The organism is Actinophytocola xinjiangensis (assembly GCF_001921215.1).
GTDB lineage: Bacteria > Actinomycetota > Actinomycetes > Mycobacteriales > Pseudonocardiaceae > Actinophytocola > Actinophytocola xinjiangensis.
Window position 1 is genome coordinate 160172 of record NZ_MSIF01000016.1, and the last position, 21190, is coordinate 181361.

The 21190-nt window shown below is 71.0% G+C and carries 17 protein-coding genes and 2 pseudogenes; 6 read left to right on the forward strand and 13 right to left on the reverse strand.

All coding sequences use genetic code 11. The features are described 5' to 3' along the window. Nucleotides 1–230 precede the first annotated feature (230 nt). The gene (locus BLA60_RS27905) at nt 231–3410 is read left to right on the forward strand and encodes a tetratricopeptide repeat protein (RefSeq protein WP_075135983.1); all 3180 of its coding nucleotides are present in this window, start codon (nt 231–233) and stop codon (nt 3408–3410) included. Next, nucleotides 3397–4338: a hypothetical protein gene (locus BLA60_RS27910; RefSeq protein WP_075135984.1), complete on the forward strand. Its 942-nt coding sequence runs from the start codon at nt 3397–3399 to the stop codon at nt 4336–4338. Before BLA60_RS27905 ends, BLA60_RS27910 begins: the two co-directional genes overlap by 14 nt. Before the next feature lie 255 nt (nt 4339–4593). Here the strand turns inward: BLA60_RS27910 and BLA60_RS27915 are convergent. Then, nucleotides 4594–5007, reverse strand: a pseudogene (locus BLA60_RS27915) (IS256 family transposase); the annotation flags it as partial. A gap of 671 nt (nt 5008–5678) precedes the next feature. Beyond that, nucleotides 5679–6536, reverse strand: a complete 858-nt coding sequence (locus tag BLA60_RS27920; protein WP_245812185.1) for an SDR family NAD(P)-dependent oxidoreductase — start codon at nt 6534–6536, stop codon at nt 5679–5681. 775 nt (nt 6537–7311) lie between these two features. On the opposite strand from BLA60_RS27920, the pseudogene BLA60_RS45750 reads away from it, so the two are divergent. The 3 genes and pseudogenes from BLA60_RS45750 to BLA60_RS27940 all read left to right on the forward strand — a co-directional run. Further along, nucleotides 7312–7887: pseudogene (locus tag BLA60_RS45750) on the forward strand (IS5 family transposase); the annotation flags it as partial. A 58-nt stretch (nt 7888–7945) separates the two neighbouring features. Beyond that, nucleotides 7946–8173 carry a hypothetical protein gene (locus tag BLA60_RS27935; RefSeq protein WP_154814661.1) on the forward strand — a complete coding sequence of 76 codons (228 nt, stop codon included), beginning with the start codon at nt 7946–7948 and terminating at the stop codon, nt 8171–8173. A gap of 51 nt (nt 8174–8224) precedes the next feature. Next, nucleotides 8225–9412, forward strand: coding sequence for a metal-dependent hydrolase family protein (locus tag BLA60_RS27940; RefSeq protein ID WP_075135987.1), 1188 nt, complete (start codon nt 8225–8227; stop codon nt 9410–9412). Nucleotides 9413–9416: 4 nt separating this feature from the next. Here BLA60_RS27940 and BLA60_RS27945 read toward each other — a convergent pair whose 3' ends face one another. Genes BLA60_RS27945 through BLA60_RS27960 form a run of 5 tightly spaced genes read right to left on the reverse strand, consistent with a single transcriptional unit; the run spans nt 9417 to nt 14635 of the window. Beyond that, the gene (locus tag BLA60_RS27945) at nt 9417–10217 is read right to left on the reverse strand and encodes an ABC transporter ATP-binding protein (protein ID WP_075135988.1); all 801 of its coding nucleotides are present in this window, start codon (nt 10215–10217) and stop codon (nt 9417–9419) included. Next, complete coding sequence (locus tag BLA60_RS43680; protein ID WP_154814662.1) at nt 10214–11173, reverse strand: ABC transporter ATP-binding protein; 960 nt, start codon at nt 11171–11173, stop codon at nt 10214–10216. The genes BLA60_RS27945 and BLA60_RS43680 overlap by 4 nt, the downstream gene beginning before the upstream one ends. After that, on the reverse strand, nt 11170–12018 hold the full coding sequence (locus tag BLA60_RS43685) for an ABC transporter permease (protein WP_154814663.1): 849 nt from the start codon (nt 12016–12018) through the stop codon (nt 11170–11172). Before BLA60_RS43685 ends, BLA60_RS43680 begins: the two co-directional genes overlap by 4 nt. After that, entirely contained in the window at nt 12015–13022 is a 1008-nt protein-coding gene (locus BLA60_RS27955) for an ABC transporter permease (RefSeq protein WP_211288869.1), read from the reverse strand. The genes BLA60_RS43685 and BLA60_RS27955 overlap by 4 nt, the downstream gene beginning before the upstream one ends. Beyond that, the gene (locus BLA60_RS27960) at nt 13019–14635 is read right to left on the reverse strand and encodes an ABC transporter substrate-binding protein (protein ID WP_075135989.1); all 1617 of its coding nucleotides are present in this window, start codon (nt 14633–14635) and stop codon (nt 13019–13021) included. Before BLA60_RS27960 ends, BLA60_RS27955 begins: the two co-directional genes overlap by 4 nt. A 181-nt stretch (nt 14636–14816) precedes the next feature. Between BLA60_RS27960 and BLA60_RS27965 the strand changes: the two genes are divergently transcribed. After that, the gene (locus tag BLA60_RS27965; protein ID WP_075135990.1) at nt 14817–15599 is read left to right on the forward strand and encodes an IclR family transcriptional regulator; all 783 of its coding nucleotides are present in this window, start codon (nt 14817–14819) and stop codon (nt 15597–15599) included. 16 nt (nt 15600–15615) lie between these two features. Here BLA60_RS27965 and BLA60_RS27970 read toward each other — a convergent pair whose 3' ends face one another. Genes BLA60_RS27970 through BLA60_RS27995 form a run of 6 tightly spaced genes read right to left on the reverse strand, consistent with a single transcriptional unit; the run spans nt 15616 to nt 21185 of the window. Next, nucleotides 15616–16626 carry an NAD-dependent epimerase/dehydratase family protein gene (locus BLA60_RS27970; RefSeq protein ID WP_075135991.1) on the reverse strand — a complete coding sequence of 337 codons (1011 nt, stop codon included), beginning with the start codon at nt 16624–16626 and terminating at the stop codon, nt 15616–15618. 1 nt (nt 16627) lies between these two features. Then, the gene (locus tag BLA60_RS27975; RefSeq protein ID WP_075135992.1) at nt 16628–18127 is read right to left on the reverse strand and encodes a M81 family metallopeptidase; all 1500 of its coding nucleotides are present in this window, start codon (nt 18125–18127) and stop codon (nt 16628–16630) included. Further along, complete coding sequence (locus BLA60_RS27980) at nt 18127–19212, reverse strand: pyridoxal-phosphate dependent enzyme (protein ID WP_075135993.1); 1086 nt, start codon at nt 19210–19212, stop codon at nt 18127–18129. Before BLA60_RS27980 ends, BLA60_RS27975 begins: the two co-directional genes overlap by 1 nt. Before the next feature lie 34 nt (nt 19213–19246). Beyond that, nucleotides 19247–20002 carry an SDR family NAD(P)-dependent oxidoreductase gene (locus tag BLA60_RS27985; RefSeq protein WP_075135994.1) on the reverse strand — a complete coding sequence of 252 codons (756 nt, stop codon included), beginning with the start codon at nt 20000–20002 and terminating at the stop codon, nt 19247–19249. After that, the gene (locus tag BLA60_RS27990; protein WP_075135995.1) at nt 19999–20832 is read right to left on the reverse strand and encodes an SMP-30/gluconolactonase/LRE family protein; all 834 of its coding nucleotides are present in this window, start codon (nt 20830–20832) and stop codon (nt 19999–20001) included. Before BLA60_RS27990 ends, BLA60_RS27985 begins: the two co-directional genes overlap by 4 nt. Beyond that, nucleotides 20829–21185 carry a RidA family protein gene (locus BLA60_RS27995; protein WP_075135996.1) on the reverse strand — a complete coding sequence of 119 codons (357 nt, stop codon included), beginning with the start codon at nt 21183–21185 and terminating at the stop codon, nt 20829–20831. Before BLA60_RS27995 ends, BLA60_RS27990 begins: the two co-directional genes overlap by 4 nt. Nucleotides 21186–21190: the final 5 nt, after the last annotated feature.

Genomic DNA, 21190 nt, shown 5'->3' on the forward strand with positions numbered 1-21190 from the left:
AGTCTATAAGACTCTTACCTGAGGAGCAAGGGGTGGCCGAGGCGATAGCGACACCAACCACGGAGGCCACCGAGTCGGTCCAGTGGCCCGAGCACGACCGACCACGCCGGGTGACCTTGACCCCGTTCACCGGACGGGGCAATGCCACCCTGTCCAAATTCAGGGGAACTCAAGCAGCTCAGCGGGGTCGAGGTGTCACCCTGGTCGGGTCTGTGCGGTAGTAATGGGTCATGGTCCACGACCCGGAGCAGTCACCGGACGCGGTGAACAACGTCGTGGCGGGCACCGTGTACGGACCTGTGGTCCAGGCGGGCAACATCGCTGGTGGCGTCCAGATCAACTGTGGGGCCCGCCGCCACGTCATCGAGCCGGTCCACGAGCCGGATCGGCCTGACGCGACCTGGCTGATGGACCAGCCGAGCAGGCTGCTGGACGCCCGCAGCCAGGTCGTTCCGTTCACCGGCCGGGACACCGAACTCCACGCGCTGCGGGACTGGCGGGACCGCCAGGACGCGCGGTGTGCGGTTCGGCTGCTCCACGCGCCGGGTGGGCAGGGCAAGACCCGGCTCGCCGCCGAGTTCGCCAAGCGGTCCCGCGACGGGTGGACCGTCGCGCAGGCGAGAGTCCCCGACGTCGTGTCGGGAGCCGGGGACGCGCCGGACCTCGCGGGCGGAGCTGGGCTGCTGCTGATCGTCGACTACGCCGACCGGTGGGCGCACAGCGAGCTGACCCGCCTGCTGACCGACCCCGTCCTGCACCAGCGGCAGGCCGTCAGAGTCCTCCTGATCGGCCGGACCGTCCGCTGGTACGCGGCCATCCGCGCGGAGCTCGCCGAGCTCCGCGCCGCCACCGACGACCTGCCGCTGCCGCCGCTGGCCGACGACCGGTCCGTGATGTTTGCCGCGGCCCGCGACCGCTATGCCCAGCCGGACCTGTACGACGTGCCCGACGCGAGCGGCATTCAACCGCCCACGGAACTGGGCCACGACGACTTCGGGCTGACCCTGACCCTGCACATGGCCGCCCTGGTCGCCGTCGACGCCCGCAAACGCGGCCAGCGGACGCCCTCAGCGCCGCACGAGCTGTCCGCCTACCTCCTCGACCGCGAGTACCAGGCGTGGCAGCAACTGCACGACGCGGGCGACCACGGCCAGGACTACCGGACCCGGCCCGCTGTCATGGCCAGGACCGTGTTCACCGCCGCCCTCGTCGGCGCGGTCAGCCACGACACCGGAACCCGCACCCTGCAAGCGGTCGACCTGCCGGGACATCCCCAGGACCTGCTCCTCGACCACCGCTTCTGCTACCCGCCCGCAGACCGCACCCTGGTCCTGGAGCCTCTCTACCCCGACCGCCTAGCCGAGGACTTCCTCGGCCTGCTCACCCCCGGCCACGACCTCACCGCCTACGACCCCGACCCCTGGACGGGCACTGTCCCGGCCACGCTGCTCACCACAGACGGACTCCGTCAAGCCACCGTCAACCGGGCCGTCACCTTCCTGGCCTCCGCCGCCGCGCGCTGGCCGCACCTGGCCGACGCGGTCCTGTACCCCCTGCTGCGCCAGGATCCCGGTCTGGCCATCGAAGCGGGTGGCAACGCCCTCGCCACGCTCGCCGACCTCGACCTCCCGATCGATGTCCTCGATCCGGTCTACGTCGCCCTGCCCGCAGGGTCGCGGATCGACATCGACGTCGGCGCCGCGGCGATCACCGGCGCCTACGTGACCCGCATGCTCAAGGTCGCCGACGACCTCGAGCACCGAGCCGAGCTCCACATCGACTACAGCAACCGCCTCAGCTCCGCCGGGCAACGGCAACAGTCACTGGACCACTCATGGCGTGCCGTCGAGTGCTACCGCGAACTGTGCGCGAGCGACCCGACCCACGAGTTCAACCTCGCCAGGGCGGCGCACAACCACGCGGAGGGCTTGGCAGCGGTCGGATTGCGCGACGACGCCCTGACGTACTCACGGCAGGCCGTCTCCATCCGCGAGCGCCTGGCAGCGAGCGACCGCACCGCGCACCTCCAGGATCTCGCGCGGTCGGTCAGCAGCCACGCTGTACGGCTGGCGGAGAACGGGCAACGCGCGCTGGCGCTGGAGTACTCCCGACGCTCGGTCGACCTCAACCTCGAGTTGGCCGAGGGTGACCACCCGGAACACCGCCGTGGCCTGGCCAGATCATCCGACAGCCACGCGGCGCGGCTGGCGGAGGTCGGACGCTCCGCCGAGGCTCTTGAGCACTCAGAGCGCGCCGTCACGCTCTACCGTCAACTGGCCGCGAGTGACCCCGACGCCGATCTCAAGCCCCTGGCCCAAGCGCATGACCACCACTCGTGGTGGCTGGCGGAGGCGGGAAGGCAGGAGGAGGCACTGGACCACTCCCGGCAGGCGGTCGAGATCTTCGAGAAGCTGACCAACGTCAACCGTGTGGCCTTCCTCGCCGATCTCGCCGCGGCGGTGGCCAACCTCGCGAACCGGCTGGCGGAGGCGGGACAGCGGGACGAGGCGTTGGCTCGCTCCGGGGAGGCCGTCGACCTGGGCGAGGAACTCGTCGAGGGCAACCGCATTGCCCACCTCCCGCGCCTGGCGATGTTCGTGAGCAACCACGCGGTCCGGCTGCCGGACCGCGCGAAAGCGCTGGAGTGGTGCTGGCGCGCGGTCGAACTGCGCGAGGAACTGGTCAACGACCACCGCGCCGCCCACCTGCCCGACCTTGCCGCGTCGGTCGGCAACTACGCCCAGACACTGGTGAAGGCGGGCAGGCTCACGGAGGCTCTGGGGCACTCCAGGCGCGCGACGGAGTTGTGGGAAGAACTGGCAGGCGATCACCGGTCCGCGCACCTCGCCGCGCTCATGGCCGCGACCCACAACCACGGCGTCTGGCTGTCCCTGGCCGACCACCAGGATGAAGCCTGGCACTACACCCAACGCGCCATGCGGTTGCGGGCCGAGCTGGCCAGAGACCACCGCGCCGCCCGCCCACCCGACCCCGCGGCGCCGACGCCCGGCCTCGCGCCGCGCCTGAACGACCACGCGGACCAGCTCGCATGGGCCGGACACAACGCCGAGGCGCTGGAGCTCTCCAGCCAGACAGTCGAGCAGTACCGCGCACTGGCCGGAGCAGACCCGCACACCTACCTGGTCGACCTGGCCACCGCCCTCGCGGGATACGCCCAGCTCCGCCTCCAGCTGAAAGCCGACCTCGACGCCGCGCTATCCGCCTCCGACGAGGCGTTGCGTACCTACCGGCAGCTCGCCGCCCACGACCCCGACTCCTTCACTGATGACACCCTCGACGCCGCCCATACCCTCGCCGCGGTGTTGAAGGCGCTCGGTCGCCCAGAACAGGCCGAGCGAGTCCACCGCGACATGACCGCCGAGTTCGGAGGATCTGATGCGAGCCGCTGACGAGCCCGCCAACCCGCACTGGGTCCACACGCTCGCCTACCTCTTCGCCGCCGAGAATGGCGGCGACATCACCGATCCCGTCGTGAACAACGCTGCCCTGGCCGCGCTGAGCAGGTGCGAATCCCTGCTGGCCGACCTGCGCCGCTCGGCGCGCCTGCACTCCGCCACCCACACCACCGTTGTCTCGCACCTGGCCACCGTCACCCAGGCTCTGGCCGCGGCGTCGCGTCCCGGCGTCCTGCGACAAGCCCACACCTGCGCTTGTGGAGCGTTCAGGGGGCAGCCGCCCGCTCAGGCGGACGCCCCGAAGTCGCCCGACTACGAGTTGCAGGAGATGGTGCGCGACGCAGGCGTGCTGGCCGCCGAAGGAGATCCAGCGGCGGATGAGTGCATCAGCAACGGTCTGACCTGGACCACTATCACGCCGAACCAGCTGATCTACTTCGCCGCAGCCATGCTGGCGGCGAAGAACGCACCCGCCACCGACCGGCACGCCGACCACCCAGACAGCGACGAGCGCCTCGCGACCAGCATCCTCGCCACCTTGCTGCCCGCCGCCCGAGACCGAGCTACCGGCACCGCGGAACACGCCCTCGCCGCACTCCACCACCCCGATCCGGTCCGACTCCGCCGACGTCAGCACATCCTGTTGCGACGAATCCTCACCACGCTGGGCGGTCTCGTTCTCGACCAGGCAGCCGCGGTCGAACGCGGTTTCCGCGAAGCCGGAGGTGGACAACTCACTGATCCGGCCGTACGGCAGGCAGCCGTGGCCGCGCTGAAGACCTTCGACAAGTTCATCTACGCCAACTGCCGCGTCACCGGCGTGCTGGACGAGGACACCTACCTGCTCATCGTCACCCAGTCGCTCACCGCGGAGCACGACTTCGAACAGGCCTCGCGATACGCATCACGTCACGACCTCTGACTGGTCCCGCGCCCTCGTCCACCTCGTCACGACAACATCCCGGGGTGGAAGTGAACTGCCGGGACCGGGCCGGACCCTATGCCGAAGGCGCGCGATCGGGTGAGCCAGACGGGATCCAAGTCGCGGATCGATCCCACTTGTGGAAGAACCTCGGCGAAGCCGTTGACGCCACCGTCGTCACACACCGCACCCGCCTGCGAGAGCCCGAGGCTGAGTTACCCGACGTCGAGACCACGGCTCCGATTTCTTCCTTCATTTCTCGTCGGTTGTGTCCAGCGCCGCTGGCGCGGCTTCTGGGTTGGGTCCGGTGTAGACGGGTTTGATGTCCCGTTTCAACGCGTCCCAGTCCAGGCGGGCGACCAGCCGGAACGTGTTCCGGATGAGGTGAACAACGCAGGTCTGGACAACAGTTTGTGGCCACACGTTCGCCACGACTTCGGGGAGACCTCTCAGCCCGTCGCAGACGAGGAAGAACACGTCGGCGACGCCGCGGTTCTTGAGGTCGACCAGCACGCTCACCCAGAACTTCGCGCCTTCGCCGCCGGTGCCCATCCACAGCCCCAGGACGTCCTTGTGACCGTCCACGGTGACTCCGATGGCGGCGTAGACAGGCCGGTTGGCGACCTGGCCGTCGCGGACCTTGACGTGGATCGCATCGATGAACACCGCCGACTCCGTAAGATCCACCACTGGCGCAAACCCAGTGAGGTATTCACCGGACTCCTCGACTCAGATGCTTCCACCCCCTGAACTCCCCCCCATCTTCTGAAGCGCATCAAAGACCGCCCACCCAACAGCCTGCACGTTTTCACTGTAGAAGCCGTATCTATTATGAAACGCTTCCTCCGAGGAGTGATTCAGGAAAGCGAACGCCAAGGAGCCACACAAGGCCCGAAGATCGGAGTGACTTAACGTCAATTCAACGCCACCTCGTGACTGAAAGTCCACTTCTCGACCCCTCAACTCGAGGAGCCCTTCTGAGGCATCTCCAGCCACCACGGAAACTACTTCTGCAGAATGACTGCCACCGTAGAGATTGACAAGAACTCTTCTGACCAGCTCGAACTGAGCCGGAGTGAGCGTGAGGACATAACCATCACCCGCACTCCTGAGGTCAACTCTTCGATACATGTGACGTCACTTTACTGGATTGAAGATCCCGTTGGACTCGCCCAGCGACTGATGGTAGACGTGAACCATGTAGGAGTTTTGGACAATCATCACACCTCTACCCTTGGAGGCGAGCCCGGATCGCCTGGCACAGAACGAAGACTGGCCCGGTCACGAGCAAAGCTCGTGACCGGGCCGGTCGTTCATGACTCGATCGCGGAGTCCGTCGTTCAGACGGTCTTGATGGTGCCGCCGTCGAGGACGTAGTCGGCACCGGTGATGTTGGCCGCCTGGGAGGACGCGAGGAACAGCGCCAGGGACGCCACCTCCTCCGCCTCGCTGAACCGGCCGGTGAGAATGCCCAGCGCCTGCGGCACGACGTCGTCCACCGCCTGCTCCGGCGTGGTGCCGGCCGCGCCGGCCACCACGTGGGCGAAGCCGCCCGGCGCGGTCCAGAACGGCGTGCGCACCGGACCGGGTGAGATCTGGTTGACACGCACCTTGTGCGGCGCGAGCTCGATGGCGAGCGACTTGTTCAGATTGGACAATGCCGCCTTCGCCGCGCTGTAGTGCGCGATCGCCGGGTCGGGCAACCGGGCGTTGATCGACCCGATGTTCACGATCGCGCCTTCACGGGCGATCAGCGAGGGCAACGCGGCACGGGAGGTCCGCACGGTACTGAAGAACGTCACGTCGAAAATCCGCTGCCAAGCGTCGTCGTCGATATCGGCGAACGTCGGGCCGGGCTCGCTGGCGCCGACGTTGTTGATGAGGATGTCGAGTCCGCCGTGCGCGTCCACCGCCGCCGAGATCAGCTCGCCCGGCCCCTGGGCGGTGGCCAGGTCGACGGGAACGACCGAGACGCCCTGGTCGTCACGAACGGCGGCGAGCTCGTCGGACACCGAGCGGGAACCGACCACGACGATGGCACCCTCGGCTGCCAGCCGGCTCGCGATCGCCAGCCCAATCCCCTTGCTGCCGCCGGTGACGACCGCGACCTTGTCTTTGAGGTTGAGATCCATGCATCCCATTCTGACGCGCGGCGGTAGACAGCACTGGCGAGAATCGGCCACGTAGATCGGCGACACCCGAGTCATTCCCACCACACCGTCGCCGGCATACTGACCAGTCCTCATAGGCCGCCCGATACCGGTCCTCCGCCTCGGTTCACACATCTGGGTGATCAATTGGACCGATCGGAATTTCCACAGTTGACCGCGCCCACCGTGAGCACCGCAGATGAGGAATTCCGTGTCGGCCATGCTCCGGCGCCACCACACGAGCAGCAGCCGCGCGTAGCGCCCCTCATCCTCGCCACATGCCTTTCCGTACCTGACCAAGTGCGGGTGTCAGGCTCGGCTACGAGGAGGAGACTGATCGAGTTCGCCAATGGGTCTGTTCCCAATCCGAACGCACCATGTGTCGTAAGGCTCATGGGATCGAGCCACGGCGGCCGGGATGCGTCGACTCGCCTGGCGGAGCCCATGGGGTGATCCCTGGAAGTCATGGGTATCGTGCCGGCGGACTACCCCGATCACGCTCCAGTCAGGACTCCAGCAGGTCGGGGCGCCGACACGGCCTTCACACCGCCAGACTCGCATCGAGGTTCCGAACTCTCCGCCTTAGCTGCTCGTCACCCAACTACGTAGGGCACCGACGCCGCCCGGCAGGTCCGCGACGCCCTGCGCGGGGTGCGGCGTGAGCCTGATGGAGCAGAAGGACAGGCCGAGCGTGAATGGGTTGGATGTCGTGGACGTGGGATCGGCCGGTGCTGTGGGATCACGGTCAGTGACTGCGGTCGAGAAGGGTAGGTCCTGCCGGCTCTGCCGGCCGTCGTGTACACAGTGCGTGGTCGCTCAGTGAACCGGCGCGGGCCTGTGGCGGCGGCTGCACCAAGTGGTCTGGACGAACTCGGGACCCGGGGTGAGATCCACTGGTCCAGAGCGATCCTGGACGCTGCGTCGGTGCGGGCGAAAAGGGGGGCGGTCTGACCGGTCCGAGCCCGGTCGACCGCGCCAACCCGGTTCGAAGATCCATGTGGTGTCCGACCAGGTGGTGTGCCGCTCGTGGTCGGGTGTCCGCGGCGAACCTGCACGACAGCCAGGCGTTCACACCGATGCTGATGGCGATCCCCCGTGTCCGCTCACGACGTGGACCGCGACGGTCCCGGCCAGTGAAAGTCCACGCGAACAAGGCCTACGACACCGACCAGCACCGCCGCTGGCTACGTCGCCGCGGCATCATGCCGCGGATCGCCCGCAAAGGCATTGAGCTGCCTCGGCCGGCACCGATGGGTCATCGAACGCACCATCTCCTGACTGAACCGGCTACCGCCGCCTGTCCATCCGCCACGAACGCCACCCCGACAACGATTGCGGCTTCCTCACCCTCGCCGCAGCCCTGACCTGCTCCAAACGACTCACCAAGATCACCACATGAGACACGGTCCTGGTACGGCAACGGCACTTGTCTGACGTAGTGGATCATGTTGTGTGTGGTGACTGATCTCGAGATCGTCGAGCCGGACCAGTTGCTGGACACCGCCCTTGCGCCACGCCGGAGCGCTGAGCCAGGCCCCGGGCGAGGTGTACGCGCTGGCCAGCGGCGACCGGCACACGAACGCGTCGACGCGCACGAGGCGACCGACGACCCGCTGGTCGCCGAGATCTGGGGTGACGTGCGCACCGCCGAGGCGCGGCTGTCTGGCGTCACTCGCCGGAACTGAGTCGGGTTCCACTCAGTACAACTCTCGTTCCATTTCATCTACGCTGTCGCCATGGGCTACCTCGCGCTGACCAACGGGCTCGTGTACCCGGCGACGGACGGAGCGGTCGCGGCGCCCGGCACCCTGCTCGTCGGCGACGGGCGGGTCGCCGGGATCCACGACACGCTGGCCGACGCCCAGCGGGCCGCCGACGGCACCGCCGAGGTGATCGACATCAGCGGGCGGACCGTGCTGCCCGGACTGTTCGACTGCCACGTGCACCTGTTCCTGTCCGGCGGACTCGACGCGATGGTCAACCGCGACGCGGACCTCGCCGGCGCGGCCGAACGCGCCACGGCCCACCTGCGCGCCGGGGTGACGACGGTGCGCGACCTCGGTGGGCCGACACCGCAGATCTTCCGGTTGCGCGACGAGATCGCCGCCGGCGAGCGGACCGGCCCTCGGGTCGTCGCGGCCGGACCCATCGTGACCGTCCCGGACGGACACGGCTGGTTCCTGGGCGAGATCGTCCGGGACGAACGGGAACTCGGGCAGGCGATCCGCCGGCTCGCCGGGCTCGGCGTCGACTGCGTCAAGATCGCGGTCAGCGGTGGGGTCAGCACGCCGACCTCGGACCTGTTCGCCGTGCAGTTCACCGAATCCCGGTTGCGCGCGGGCGTGGCCGTCGCCCACGAACTCGGCCTGCGGGTGGCCGCGCACGCGAGCAACCCCGAGGCCATCCGGATCGCGGCGACCGCCGGGGTGGACTCCGTCGAGCACGCCGTCATCCTCGACGACGCGGCGCTCGACGCGCTCGCGCACGGCACCACGGTGGTGGTGCCCACGCTGACGGCGACCAACAAGCCGCCGGAGTTCCTCGACGACGAGCGCATTCCCGCGTTCATCCGGGAGAAGGCGCGGATCACCGTGCCCGCCCACCGGGTCAGCATCCGCGAGGCGGTCGCGGCCGGCGTGCCGATGGCCGGCGGCACCGACGCCGGCACCACCGACGTCCCGCACGGCCAGGCCGCCACCGAGGCCGCCCAACTGGTGGCCTGTGGACTGTCCACGACCGACGCCATCGCCGCGGTGACCAGGAACTCGGCGGCACTGCTCGGGCTCGGCGACCGGCTGGGCACGCTCGCGCCCGGCATGATCGCCGACGCGGTCGTCGTCGACGGTGACCCCACGACCGACATCGACCGGCTGCGCGACGTGCGGCTGGTGCTGCGCGGCGGTGCCGTCGTGCACCGCGCCTGAGGGCTCAGCCCCGGTGCAGCACCGGGGCGGCGGCCAGCAGCGTCTTCGTGTAGTCGTGCCGGGGCGCGGTGTAGACCTCCTCGGTCGGACCTTCCTCGACGACGCGGCCCTGGTACATCACCGCCGTGCGGTCGGCGAGGAACCTGATCACCCGCATGTCGTGCGACACGACCAGCAGCGCCAGGTTCCTGGTCGACCGGATCTGCCGCAACAGGTTGAGGATCTGCGCCTGCACCGACACGTCCAGCGCGGAGGTCGGCTCGTCGGCCACGATCAGGCTGGGTTCCACGGCCAGCGCCCTGGCCAGGGCCACCCGTTGCAGCTGTCCACCTGACAGCGCCCGAACCGGCCGGCGGGCCAGCGCAGCCGGCAGTCCGACGCTCTCCAGCAGTTCGGCCACGGCGACCCGCTGCGCCTCGCGGTCGCCGATCCGCTGCACGTGCAACGGATCGCGGACCACCGCGCCCACCGACAGCCGGGGATTCAACGAGCTGCGCGGATCCTGGAAGACCATCGCGGTGTCCCGGCCGAGCAGCCGGTGACGCGCGGTGGCGCCCAGTGCGTAGACGTCGCGGTCGCGGTAACGCACCTCACCGGCCGTCGGTGGCACGAGCCCGAGCAGCGTCCGGGCGAGCGTCGACTTCCCCGACCCGGACTCACCGATCAGCCCGACGGTCTCCCCTGGCTCGACCGACAGCGACACCTGGTCCAGCGCCCGGGTGTGGTGGCCACGGGAGTGGTAGTCGACGACGACCGCCCGCGCCTCGACCACCGGGGTCGTCGCCGGTGCGTCCACTGTGGTCATGGGGTTTCCTCTTCCTTGGCCACCGGGTGGAAGCAGGCGAGCAGGCGGCCGGGACCGTCGGGGGCCAGTTCCGGCCGGTTCGCGCAGTCGTCGCGGGCGTTGCCGCACCGCTCCCGGAACCGGCAGCCGGCGACGAACTCGCCGGGCTGGCGCACGTGCCCGGGGATCGGGGTGAGCGTCTCCCGCCGCTCCTCCAGGCTGACGCTCGCGGCGAGCAGGCCGGCGGTGTAGGGGTGGCGCGGCCGGGCGAGGATCTCGGTCGTCGGGCCGCTCTCGACGACCTGTCCCGCGTACATCACCGTGGTCCGGCTGGCGAGTTCGGACACCAGCGCGAGGTCGTGGCTGACGAACAGCAGCGCGAAGTGGTGCTGTTCCTGCAGCTCCCGCAGCAACGCCACCACCTGGGCCTGGACGGTGACGTCCAGGGCCGTCGTCGGCTCGTCGGCGATGACCAGGTCGGGGTCCCTGGCCAGCGCGAGCGCGATCAGCACGCGTTGGCGCTGGCCGCCGGAGAGCTGGTGGGGCTTGGCGCGCAGCACCCGCCCGGTGTCGGTGAGCCCGACGTCGACCAGCAGTCGCTCCGGTGTGGACGACGAGCCCAGCCGGCACACCTGCCGCAGCTGCGCGCCGACCGTCATCCCGGGGTTGAGGCTGGTGAGCGCGTCCTGGTAGACGACGCCGATGCCCGCGCCGCGCAGGGCGAACCGTTCGCGGCGCCCCATGGTGCGGACGTCCTTGCCACGGAAGGAGATCTGGCCGGTGACCTGTGCGGTGGGCGGCAGCAGGTCGGCGGCGGCGAGGCCGAGCAGCGACTTCCCGCAACCGGACTCCCCCACGACGGCGACCCGCTCACCGGGTCCGATGTCGAGCGCGATGTTGTCGAGCACGTCGATCGCGCCGTACCGCTTCGGAAAACGCACGCTCAGGTTCGCGACGGACAGGACGGGAGTGGTCATCGGGACCTCAGGTGAGCGCCGAGAGCCTCGGAGAACCGGTTCATCGCCAGGACGGCGAGCACGATGGCGAGGCCGGGGAACAGGGAGATCCACCACGCGCCGGCCTCGATCACCGTCTGGCCGTCCTTGATGATGTTGCCCCACGACGGCGCCGGCGGCCTGATCCCGGCCCCGAGGAAGGACAACGCGGCCTCGGCGACGATGGCGTCGGCCATGATCAACGTGGTGTACACGAGCACGGGCAGGGCCGCGTTGACCCCGATGTGGTAGCCGACCAGCCGGACCCGGCTGGTGCCCAGCAGCCGCGCGGCGGTCACGTAGTCCGTGCCGTACTCGGCGAAGACCGCGGCGCGCACCACGCGGGCCATGGACGGCGCGTAGATCACCGACAGCACGATCACCGTGGTGGTGAGGCTGGGACCGATCGCCGCCGCCAGCACGATCGCGAGCAGGATGCCGGGGAAGGCGAGCACGACGTCCAGCACGCGCATGATCACCTCGCCGAGCACGCCGCGCGAGCTGGCCGCGAGCGCGCCGAGCAGCCCGCCGACGATCAGCGCCGCGGCGGCGGACCCGGCCGCCACCAGCATGCTCAGCCGGGCGCCGTGCAGGACCCTGGCGGCCACGTCCCGGCCCAACTGGTCGGTGCCGAACCAGTGTTCGCCGCTGGGCGGCGCCAGCGGCGGCCCGGCGTTCAGCGCGGTCGGCGAGCCGGGAACCAGCAGCGGCAGCACGACGAGGACCGCGAAAAGCACCACGACCACGCCGGTGACCCAGCGCACCATCGGTTCGGCGGCGAACGCCCGCGCGTACCTGACCGGCAGGGCCGGTGGCGCGGCGGTCATCGGGCGGCCTCCGCGCTACGGGGGTTCAGCGCGAGGTAGGCGAGGTCGACGAGCAGGTTGACCACGACGAACGCGACGGCGCCGACGATCGCCACCCCGCGCACCACCCCGAGGTCGCCCTGGTTCACGCCGGTGATCAGCAGGCTGCCCATGCCCGGCAGGTTGAACACGGTCTCGACAAGGATCGCGCCGGACATCAGCGCGCCGACGTGCACGCCGAGCACGGTCACCGGGGTGATCAGGGCGTTGCGCAGCACGTTGCGCAGCAGCACCGCGCGCCACGGCACGCCGGCGCCGACGGCGGTGCGCACGTAGTCCTTGGCGAGTTCGTCGGCGACCGAGGCGCGCACGACCCTGGTCATCGCCGCCGCGAACGGCAGCGCGAGCACGATCGCCGGTCCGACGATCGAGGAGAACCAGAACGAGAACCCGGCCGATGGCGGCTGGTACCCGCCGGAGGGCAGGACCCCGAGTCCGACGGCGAACAACTGGATGAACAGCAAGCCGATCCAGAACTGCGGCGCTGACTGGAACACCGCCGCGACCGTGCTGATCGCCCGGTCCGGCCAGCGGCCCTCGGTGCGGGCCGCGACGATGCCGAGCACCAGCGACAGCGCCACCGCGAGCACGGTGGCCAGCACCAGCAGCTGGACGGTGAGCGGCAGCGCCATCCCGACCAGGTGGCCGACCGACTCCGGCCGCACCACCGAGTCACCGAGGTCGAACCGGACGAGGTCGCCGAGGAACCGCACGAACCGCACCAGCAGTGGGTCGTCCAGGCCGTTCTCGGCGGCGAACGCGGCCCGGGACTGGGCGTCGGCGAACAGGCCGAGCGCGGCGCGGGCCGGATCGTTGGGTGACAGGTCGATCACGACGAACACCGCCAGGGCCACGCCGAGCAGGATCACCGGCGCGAGCAACAGTCTGCGCAGGATGAACCGTCCGATGTGGACGCCTTGGGGGCCGCGCCGCGCCGGCGCCACCGGCGCGGCGGCGGTGGTCACCCGCGCACCCCGTCGACCACGAACCCGGCGGTCGGCGACGGGCGGAATCCCTGCAGATCCTTCGACCAGCCGGTGAGCTGCTCGGTGCGGTGCAGCCGGCCGATCGGCACCTCGTTCTGCACGAGGTTCTGCACCTGGCCGAGCAGGCGGGCGCGGGCGGCGTCGTCGGCCGCGGTGAGCGCCTCGTCGAGCAGCTTCTCCACCTGGGTGAGCGGCGCACCGTCCCAGTACAGGAAGCTGCGCGGGAAGTCGCCGTAGTAGAGCCAGCGCAACGCGAACTCGGCGTCGGTCGGACCGACGGCGCTCGTGTCGCCCTTCATCAGGAACACGTTGTACTCACCGGCGGTGACCCGGGAGTAGAGCGACTCGAGCTCACCGGGAATCACGTTGGGTTCGAACCCGACCGCGCGCAGGTTCTCCTCGATGATCGGGGTCTGCGAGGCGAGGTAGTCCAACGTCCCCGCGATGAGGTCGATCCGGATCCCGCCGCCGCCCAGGCCGGCCTCGGCGAGCAGTGCCTTGGCGCGCTCGGGGTCGTAGCTGTAGGTGATGTCGGGCGCGACGTGGTCCGGACTGGACTCCTGGATCACGCTGCCCCAGACCGGGCTCGCCTTGCCGAAGAAGCTGGTGTCGGTGATCGAGTCCCGGTCGATCGCGTACAGCACCGCCTGGCGCACCCGCACGTCGTCGAACGGCGGCTTGCCACAGTGGAACATCAGGCCGGTCAGGTGTTCCCCCGCCTCACCGGCCGCGGTCACCCCGTCGGCCTCGGCCAGGTTGGCGAACCCGCTGGCCGGCACGTCCTCGATGATCTTCGTCTGCCCGGTGCGCAGCCCGGAGACCCGCGCGTTGGGGTCCGCGACGACACTGATCCGCAGGGTGTCGTAGTTGACCTTCCGTGGACCGGTGTAGCCGTCGAACCGGATCAGCTCCACCCGCTGTCCGGACACCGCCGAACCGATGCGGTAGGGCCCGGTGCCGACCGGCTTGAGCTTCAGCGCGTCCGGCGAACCCGTGATCGCGGCCTTGGACATGCCCTTCACCAGCATCAGGCGCTGGACGAGCAGCGTCGTCGGCGCGGCGAGGGTGAGCTCCAGCTCGTGCTCGCCGGTGGCCCGGACCTCGGTGATGACCTCGAAGAACCGGGTGAACAGCGACTTGGTGGCCGGGTCCTTGATCCGCTGGATGGTGAAGGCGACGTCCTCGGCGGTGAGCGGGCTGCCGTCGTGGAAGGTGACGCCCTCGCGCAGCCGGATCCGGTAGCCGGTCGGCGACAGCTCCTCGGGCAGGGCGGCGGCCAGTTCCGGGGTGATCTCGGTGCGCGGCGGGAACGGGTCGAGCCGGTAGAGGCCCTCGTAGACGTAGTCGTTGATCGCGATGGTGCCGACCTGACTACCGGTCGTCGGGTCGAGGTCGAGGAACGTGTTGGCGAAGGCCGCGGAGAGGGTGTCGGCCGCCTCGGCCTCGCCGCCGGGGGCCGCGGCCGTGCAGCCGGGGAGCACCGTGGCGACGGCGACCGCACCGGCGCCCAGGCCCGCGAAACGCAACAGTCGCCTGCGGGAAATCGGGTTCGCCCACAGTGCCGGGAACTCGTCGCGTGCTGGGTCGGTCATGTCGTCGCCCTTCGTGCCACCCTGGTGACAAATAAAACCCCTGTTTCAAAAACCATAGAATCGCCTTTGGCGCCTTGTCAACGACCCGGACCACTACTGAAGATGACGCCAATAACGGTAGGGTTGTGAAACACGCTCTTCACTCAACGAGATCCCCAGCCGTAACAACGGAAGGACGCCCATGGTCACGAGCCGCCCCACCGGCGAGCAGCGCACCGACGAGCGGGACTACTCGGTACGGGCCGTGGAGCGCGTGTGCGCGATCCTCAACCTCCTGCAGGAGTCGATCGACGGCGTCTCGCTGATCGAGATCGCGGAGGCCACCGAACTGCCCAAGTCCTCCGCGTTCCGCTACCTCTGGACCCTGGAGGCCTACCGCTACGTCGAACGGGACGCGGAGGCCGGGATGTACCGGCTGGGCCTCGGGTTCGTCGGCATGCAGTCCCGCCAGGTCGAGGTGTTGCGGCAGCGGGCGCGGCCGGTACTGGAACGCCTGCGCGACGAGTTCGGCGAGACGGTGAACCTCGGGGTGCTGGACGGGGACTCGGCGATCTACCTGGAGATCGTGGAAAGCCGGCGATCCGTGCGGCTGGCCGCCAAGCGCGGCGACCGCGACCCGCTGCACGCGACCGCGCTGGGCAAGGCGATCGCCGCGTACCTGCCGGAGGAACGAGTTCGGGAACTCCTCGTCGCCTCCGGCATGCCCGCCCGCACGGTCAACACCATCACCTCGCCGACCGACTACCTCACCGAGCTCGCCACCGTGCGGCGGGTGGGCCACGCGCTCGACAACGGGGAGAACGAGGTCGACGGCCGCTGTGTCGCGGTGGTCATCCCCGGCACCCGGCTGCCCGCCGCGCTGAGCCTGTCGGCCCCCGCCGCCCGGCTGCCGATGCAGGACATCGCCAAGGTGGCCACCGCGCTGCGGGCGGCGGCCGAACAGATCGCCGCCACCCCGGGCTGACCCCTCGGCGACCCGGTCACACCCGCGCCGGCACGTAGTCGTCGTGCACCGAGGCCACCATGCTCCGGTAGTCGTGCCGGGGCCGGTAGCCGAGCGTGTCCCGGGCCGCGTCGACGGTCATCTCCAGGCGCCACCGGATCGGCAGCTCCACGGTGAGCGTCGGCCCACCGTCGGCCAGCACCGCCGCCCCGTCGTCGAACGACGTCGGCGCCGGGCCGGCGATGTTGAACGCGCGGCCCAGCGCGTCCGGGTGGGTGAGCGCGAGGTACACGCCCTCGACCGCGTCCCGCACGTCCACCAGGTGGATCGACCACGGCGCCCCGCCCGGCCCGGTGAGCACGGTGGGGGTGCTCGCCGGCGCGTCACCGGCAGCCTGGTCCAGGAGGGTGACCAGTTCGGGGTGCTCGCGGAACAGCTGCCAGAGGTTCGAGTCCCGGCCCAGCGCGACCCGGCCGAGCAACTCCCGCAGGTACCCGAGGGTGAACACCGCGCCCGCCTCCTCGGGGCTGACGACGGTGGCGAACCGGGTGATGGCGAACGGGATGTCGAACTGGGCGGCGTGGTTGCGCAGGATCACCTCGCCGAGGAGCTTGGCGGTTCCGTAGTAGTCGGCGGGTTCCTGCGGCGTGCTCTCGTCCAACGGCACCCTCGGCGGGTCGCCGGGGCGGTAGGTGCCGTCGGTGCTCGCCAGCAGGAACCGTTCCACCCCGCCCGCCCGGACCGCCCCTTCGAGCAGCCGCAGCGTGCCGAACGCGTTCACGTCGAAGAACCGGTCGACGGGGGTGTCCCCGCGCACCAGCTGCGCGGCGAGGTGCACCACGTGCGTCACGCCCGCGCAGGCCGCGTCGATGGCCGCCTGGTCACCCAGGTCCGCCGGCACGACCTCCACATCGGACAGTCCGGCGAGCTTGGCCGCCTGCGGGTCGCCGGGCATCACCAGCGCCCGGACCTCCGCGTCCGCCGCGAGCAGCCGCCGGACCATGTTCGCGCCGACCCGGCCGCTCGCGCCGGTCACCAGTACCTTCATGTCACACACCGTCTTCTTCCGGGTAGGTCGTTTCTGGTTCGAACGGGAACATCGGCCGGCGGCGGTGCCGGAGGGCGAACCGGCGCGGGTCCGCGCTCGTCACCCCGGGGGTGTCGACCCGGACCACCTCGGTGACGTGCGGTCGGTAGCCGGCGAGCGGGGAGTGCACGCCCTTGGCCACGATGGCCGCGAAGTCACCGGGCGCCAGCCCGACGGTCGCCAGCGTCGCGGTGCTGAACGGCGGCACGACCTTGCTGGTGAGGATCACCGTCTGGCCGCTGTCGAGCCGGACCGCGGCGGTGGGGCCGCCGTCGAAACTGCTCAGTCCGGCGTGCACCGGCTCGGTGGCCTCGTGCACCCCGTGGTGCAGGGCAAGCACGGTGGCGGTCGCGGTCACCGGCGGCCCGGTCTCCGGGTCGGTCCGTGCGCCGATCGACAGCGTCACCCGCGCGTCGACGCCGGCCTCGACGCAGTGCGCCGCCGACACCGGGTCCCACACGATCGTCAGCAGGTTCGCCAACCCCGCGTCCCGGGCGGCGTTGAGCAGGACCACCGAGTCCCCCGGCGAGCCGCCGCCGATGTTGTCACCGACGTCGAGCAGCAACACCGGTCCCGCCGGTGCCGCCGCCGCGAGCGCCACGGCCTCGGCCGCGCCGGGGGCGGTGGTGTCGAACCCCGCCCGGCGCGCCCACACCCGTTCGGCCAGCGCCCTGGCGTGCCGCCCGGCGGCGGCCTGGTCGTCGTCGGTCACCACGACGACCGCCATGCCCATCTCCGGCACGTCCGCGTACGGGTAGCCCTCGGCGACCGACACCGACAGCACCCCCGCCTGGGCCATCGTCGCCCGCGCGTCCGCCAGGGCGTCGCGCATCGGCGACTCGCCGGTGTTCTGGCACAGGATGTTGATCGCGGCGGGCAGCGGCGCGAACGCCTGGGTGGGCCGGAGCTCGCCGCGGACCGTGCGGATCACCAGTTCGGCGACCTCCTGCGCCACCTCCCTGGCGTCCACGTGCGGGTTGGTGCGGTAGGTGTTGAGCACGTCGGAGTGCGCACACATCGCCGCGCTGACGTTGGCGTGCAGGTCCAGGGACACCCCGATCGGCACGTCCGGTCCGACGGCGTCCCGGAACCGGCCGAGCAGGAAGCCGTCCACGTCGAGCACGTCCTCGGCGACCGCGGCGCCGTGCAGGGCGGCGAGCACGCCGTCGAACGGCCCGCCGGCGGTGAGCGCGGCGACCATCTCGTCGACGAGCGGGTGCAGGGCCGCCGAGGTGATCGGCCCCGCCGGCACGAGCGTCGTCATCACCAGCGGCACCAGCTCGACGTCGGCGTGCCGGGCGCCGGCCGCGAGGTAGCCGGCGACCGTCGTCGTCCCGCCGTCGTGGCGCGCGACGATCTCCGGACCGCGCAGCACCCCCGCCGCCTCGACGTAGGCGCTGTCGGCGAGGACCGACGCGAACGTGTTGGCCTCGTGCCACAGACCGAGCACCGCGAGCCGCATCAGGACCGCACCTCCCCGGCCCAGCGGTCGACCCGCTCGGCGACGCCGCCGAGCCCGACCTCCGGGATCCGCTCGGCGGCCGCGGCGAACCGGTCGAGGTCCTTCCAGCCGGCCCCGGTCAGGACCAGCACCGGGTGGTCGGTCCCGCCGAGTCGGCCGGCGGCCACGTCCCGGATCACCGCGGCGAGCCCGGTCGCCGACGCCGGCTCCACGAACAGGCCCTCAGTCGCCGCCAGCAACCGTTGCGCGGCAAGGGTTTCCTCGTCGGACACGCTGGTACCCCAGCCACCGGAGCCGATGACGGCGGCCACCGCGAGGTCGCCGTCGGGCGGCTCGGGCAGTTGCAGCGCCGAGACGCGGGTGTCGCAGCGCTCGATCACCGGGCGCGCCAGCTCACCGTCGAGGAACCGCACGATCGGCGCGCACCCGGCCGGCTGGCACGCGACGACCGCCGCGGGAACGCCCCGGTGCGCCAGACCCCGGGCCAGGGACGCGAGCAGTCCGCCGCCGCCGGTCGGCACGTACACCTGGGTCGTGTCCGGAAGCTGTTCGGCCAGTTCGTAGCCGATCGTCTCGATGCCCCGCATCCCGTCGGGGTTGTACCGGTTCGCGGTGATGCCCAGGAACAGCTCGTGCCGGCGCGCGGCGTCGCGCACCAGCTCCATCAGCCCGGCCCCCGACCGGCCGCTGCCGCCGTCGCCGACGTCGGTCACCGCGGCGAGCCCGATGCCGTAGGGGACGAGCGGGATCAGCTTGCCGGGGGGCGCGCCCGCCACGACGCACAGGAATCCCGGCAGCCCGGCCCGGACCCCGTAGGCGGCGAAGGCCAGTCCGGCGTTCCCCGAGGAGGTGGCGATCCAGCCGGGGTTGCCCCGGTCGAGCGCCAGCGACAGGGACATCGCGGCCACCCGGTCCTTGTAGGAACCGGTCGGATTGGCGGACTCCACCTTGGCCGACAGTCCCGCCAGCCCGAACCGGGCGGCGAGCCGGTCGAGCGCCAGCAACGGTGTGCCGCCCTCACCGAGGGTCACGTACCGGGACACGGCCGGCAGATCGGCCGCGAACCGGCCAAGGCCCGACATCATCAGTACCTCATTCCTTCGCTACCGCATTCCTTCGCTACCGAGGAACCCAGCCGCCGTCGACGCAGAGGGTCTGGCCGGTGACGAACGCGGCGTCCGGTCCGGCGAGAAAGGCGACCGCCCCGGCCACGTCCTCGGCCGTGCCCCGGCGGCGCAGCGCCTGTACGGCGAACACCTCCCGGGCGACGGCGTCCTGGTCCGGGTGGTGCTCCAGTTCGTGCTCGGTGCGGATGGCGCCGGGCATCACGCAGTTGACCCGAACCCCGGCCGGGCCCAGCGCCCGCGCCAGCGAGCGGGTGAACCCGATGACGCCGGCCTTGGTCGTGGCGTAGGGCAGGGCGTCGGCGACCCCGAGCGCGGCCTGCACACTGCTCACGGTGACGACGGCGCCGTCGGCCGGTGGCCGGTCGGCGAACACCCGGCGGGCGCACAGGAACGCGCCCTTGAGGTTGACCGCCGAGGTCGCGTCCCATTCGGCCTCGGTGACCTCGTGCCACGGCCGCAGCGCCGAGGCGGCCGCGTTGAGCACCAACACGTGCACCCGGCCCAGCTCGGCGCTCGCCCGGGCCACCATCGCGTCCACCTCGGCGGCGGCGCTGATGTCGGCCGGGTACACCGCCGCGGCCCCACCCGCGGCGCGGATGTCCTCGGCCACCGCCTCGGCCGCGGCGACCATGCCGGCGGCGGGCAGGCTGTTGAGCGCCACCGCGAACCCCTCGCGGGCGAGCCGGCGGGCCACGGCGGCGCCGATGCCCCGGGAGGCGCCGGTGACCAGCGCGGTCCGCGTGCTCATCGGCCGGCCCCGGCGAACCGGTGCGGCAGCCGACCGACGGCGGGCACGTCGGCGGCGTACACGTGTCCGCCCGGCCGCGCGGTGGTGACGTGGAGCGTGCCCAGGTCGGGTCCGCCGAAGGCGCAACTGGTCGGGTGGGGTGTCGGCACGGCGACGATCTCGGTGGTCTCCCCGGTGTCCGGGTCCAGCCGCCACACCTGGCCGGCTCCCCACACCGCGAGCCACACCCCGCCGTCCCGCGCCACCGTCAGCCCGTCGGGCAGGCCCACCGTGGCCGGCACGGTACGCAGCACCCGCCGGCCGCCGAGGTCACCGGTCGCCGGGTCGTAGGCGTGGGCCCGCAGCTCGCCGACCGCACTGTCCACGTGGTACATCACCGTGCCCGACGGCGACCAGTCGATGCCGTTGGACATGCCCAGCCCGCCCTCGCACATGGTCACACTGTGCTCGTCGAGCCGGTAGAGCGCACCACGGAAGCTGTCGTCGCGCACCGCGGAGCCGGCCCAGCACCGTCCGCTCGGGTCGACGGCGGCGTCGTTCATCGCGACCCCGTCCTGGCTGACCGCCGCCGCGAACGGGGTGAGGGCGCCGGTGTCCGGGTCCAGCAGGGCGAACCCGGTGGCGGTGACCGCGAGCAGGGTCGCGCCGGTGGTCGGCTCGACGGCGCTGACGGTCTCCGGCAGCGCCACCACCGACTCGCCGCCGTCGAGGCCGATCGTGTGCAGCGCGCGGCCGGGCACGTCCAGCCAGCGCAGGCCGACGCCGGTGTCCCACAGGGGTGACTCGCCGAGTTCCGCCCTGGCCACGCTCACCCGCTCGGCGGTGATCACCGCCGGCTCGGGTGGGCGACGACGTCGAGCTCGAACTTGATCGCGTCGGTGAGACAGCTCGTGATGGTCGTGCGGGCCGGTCGCGGCCACGGGAAGTACGTCGGGTAGAGCCGGTTGTACTCGGCCAGGTCCGCCGGATCGTGCACGTACGCGTTCACCTTGACCACGTCGGACAGTGTGAGCCCCTTCGCCTCGAGGACCCGGCGCACGTTCTCGATGGACCGGTGCATCTCCTCGGCGAACGTGCCGGGGACGATGGCACCGGTCTCGTCGACCGACGCCTGCCCGGAGACGTAGACGAACTCACCGGCACGAACGGCCGGCGGAAACAACGGACCGTCGGAAATGGACACCTGGA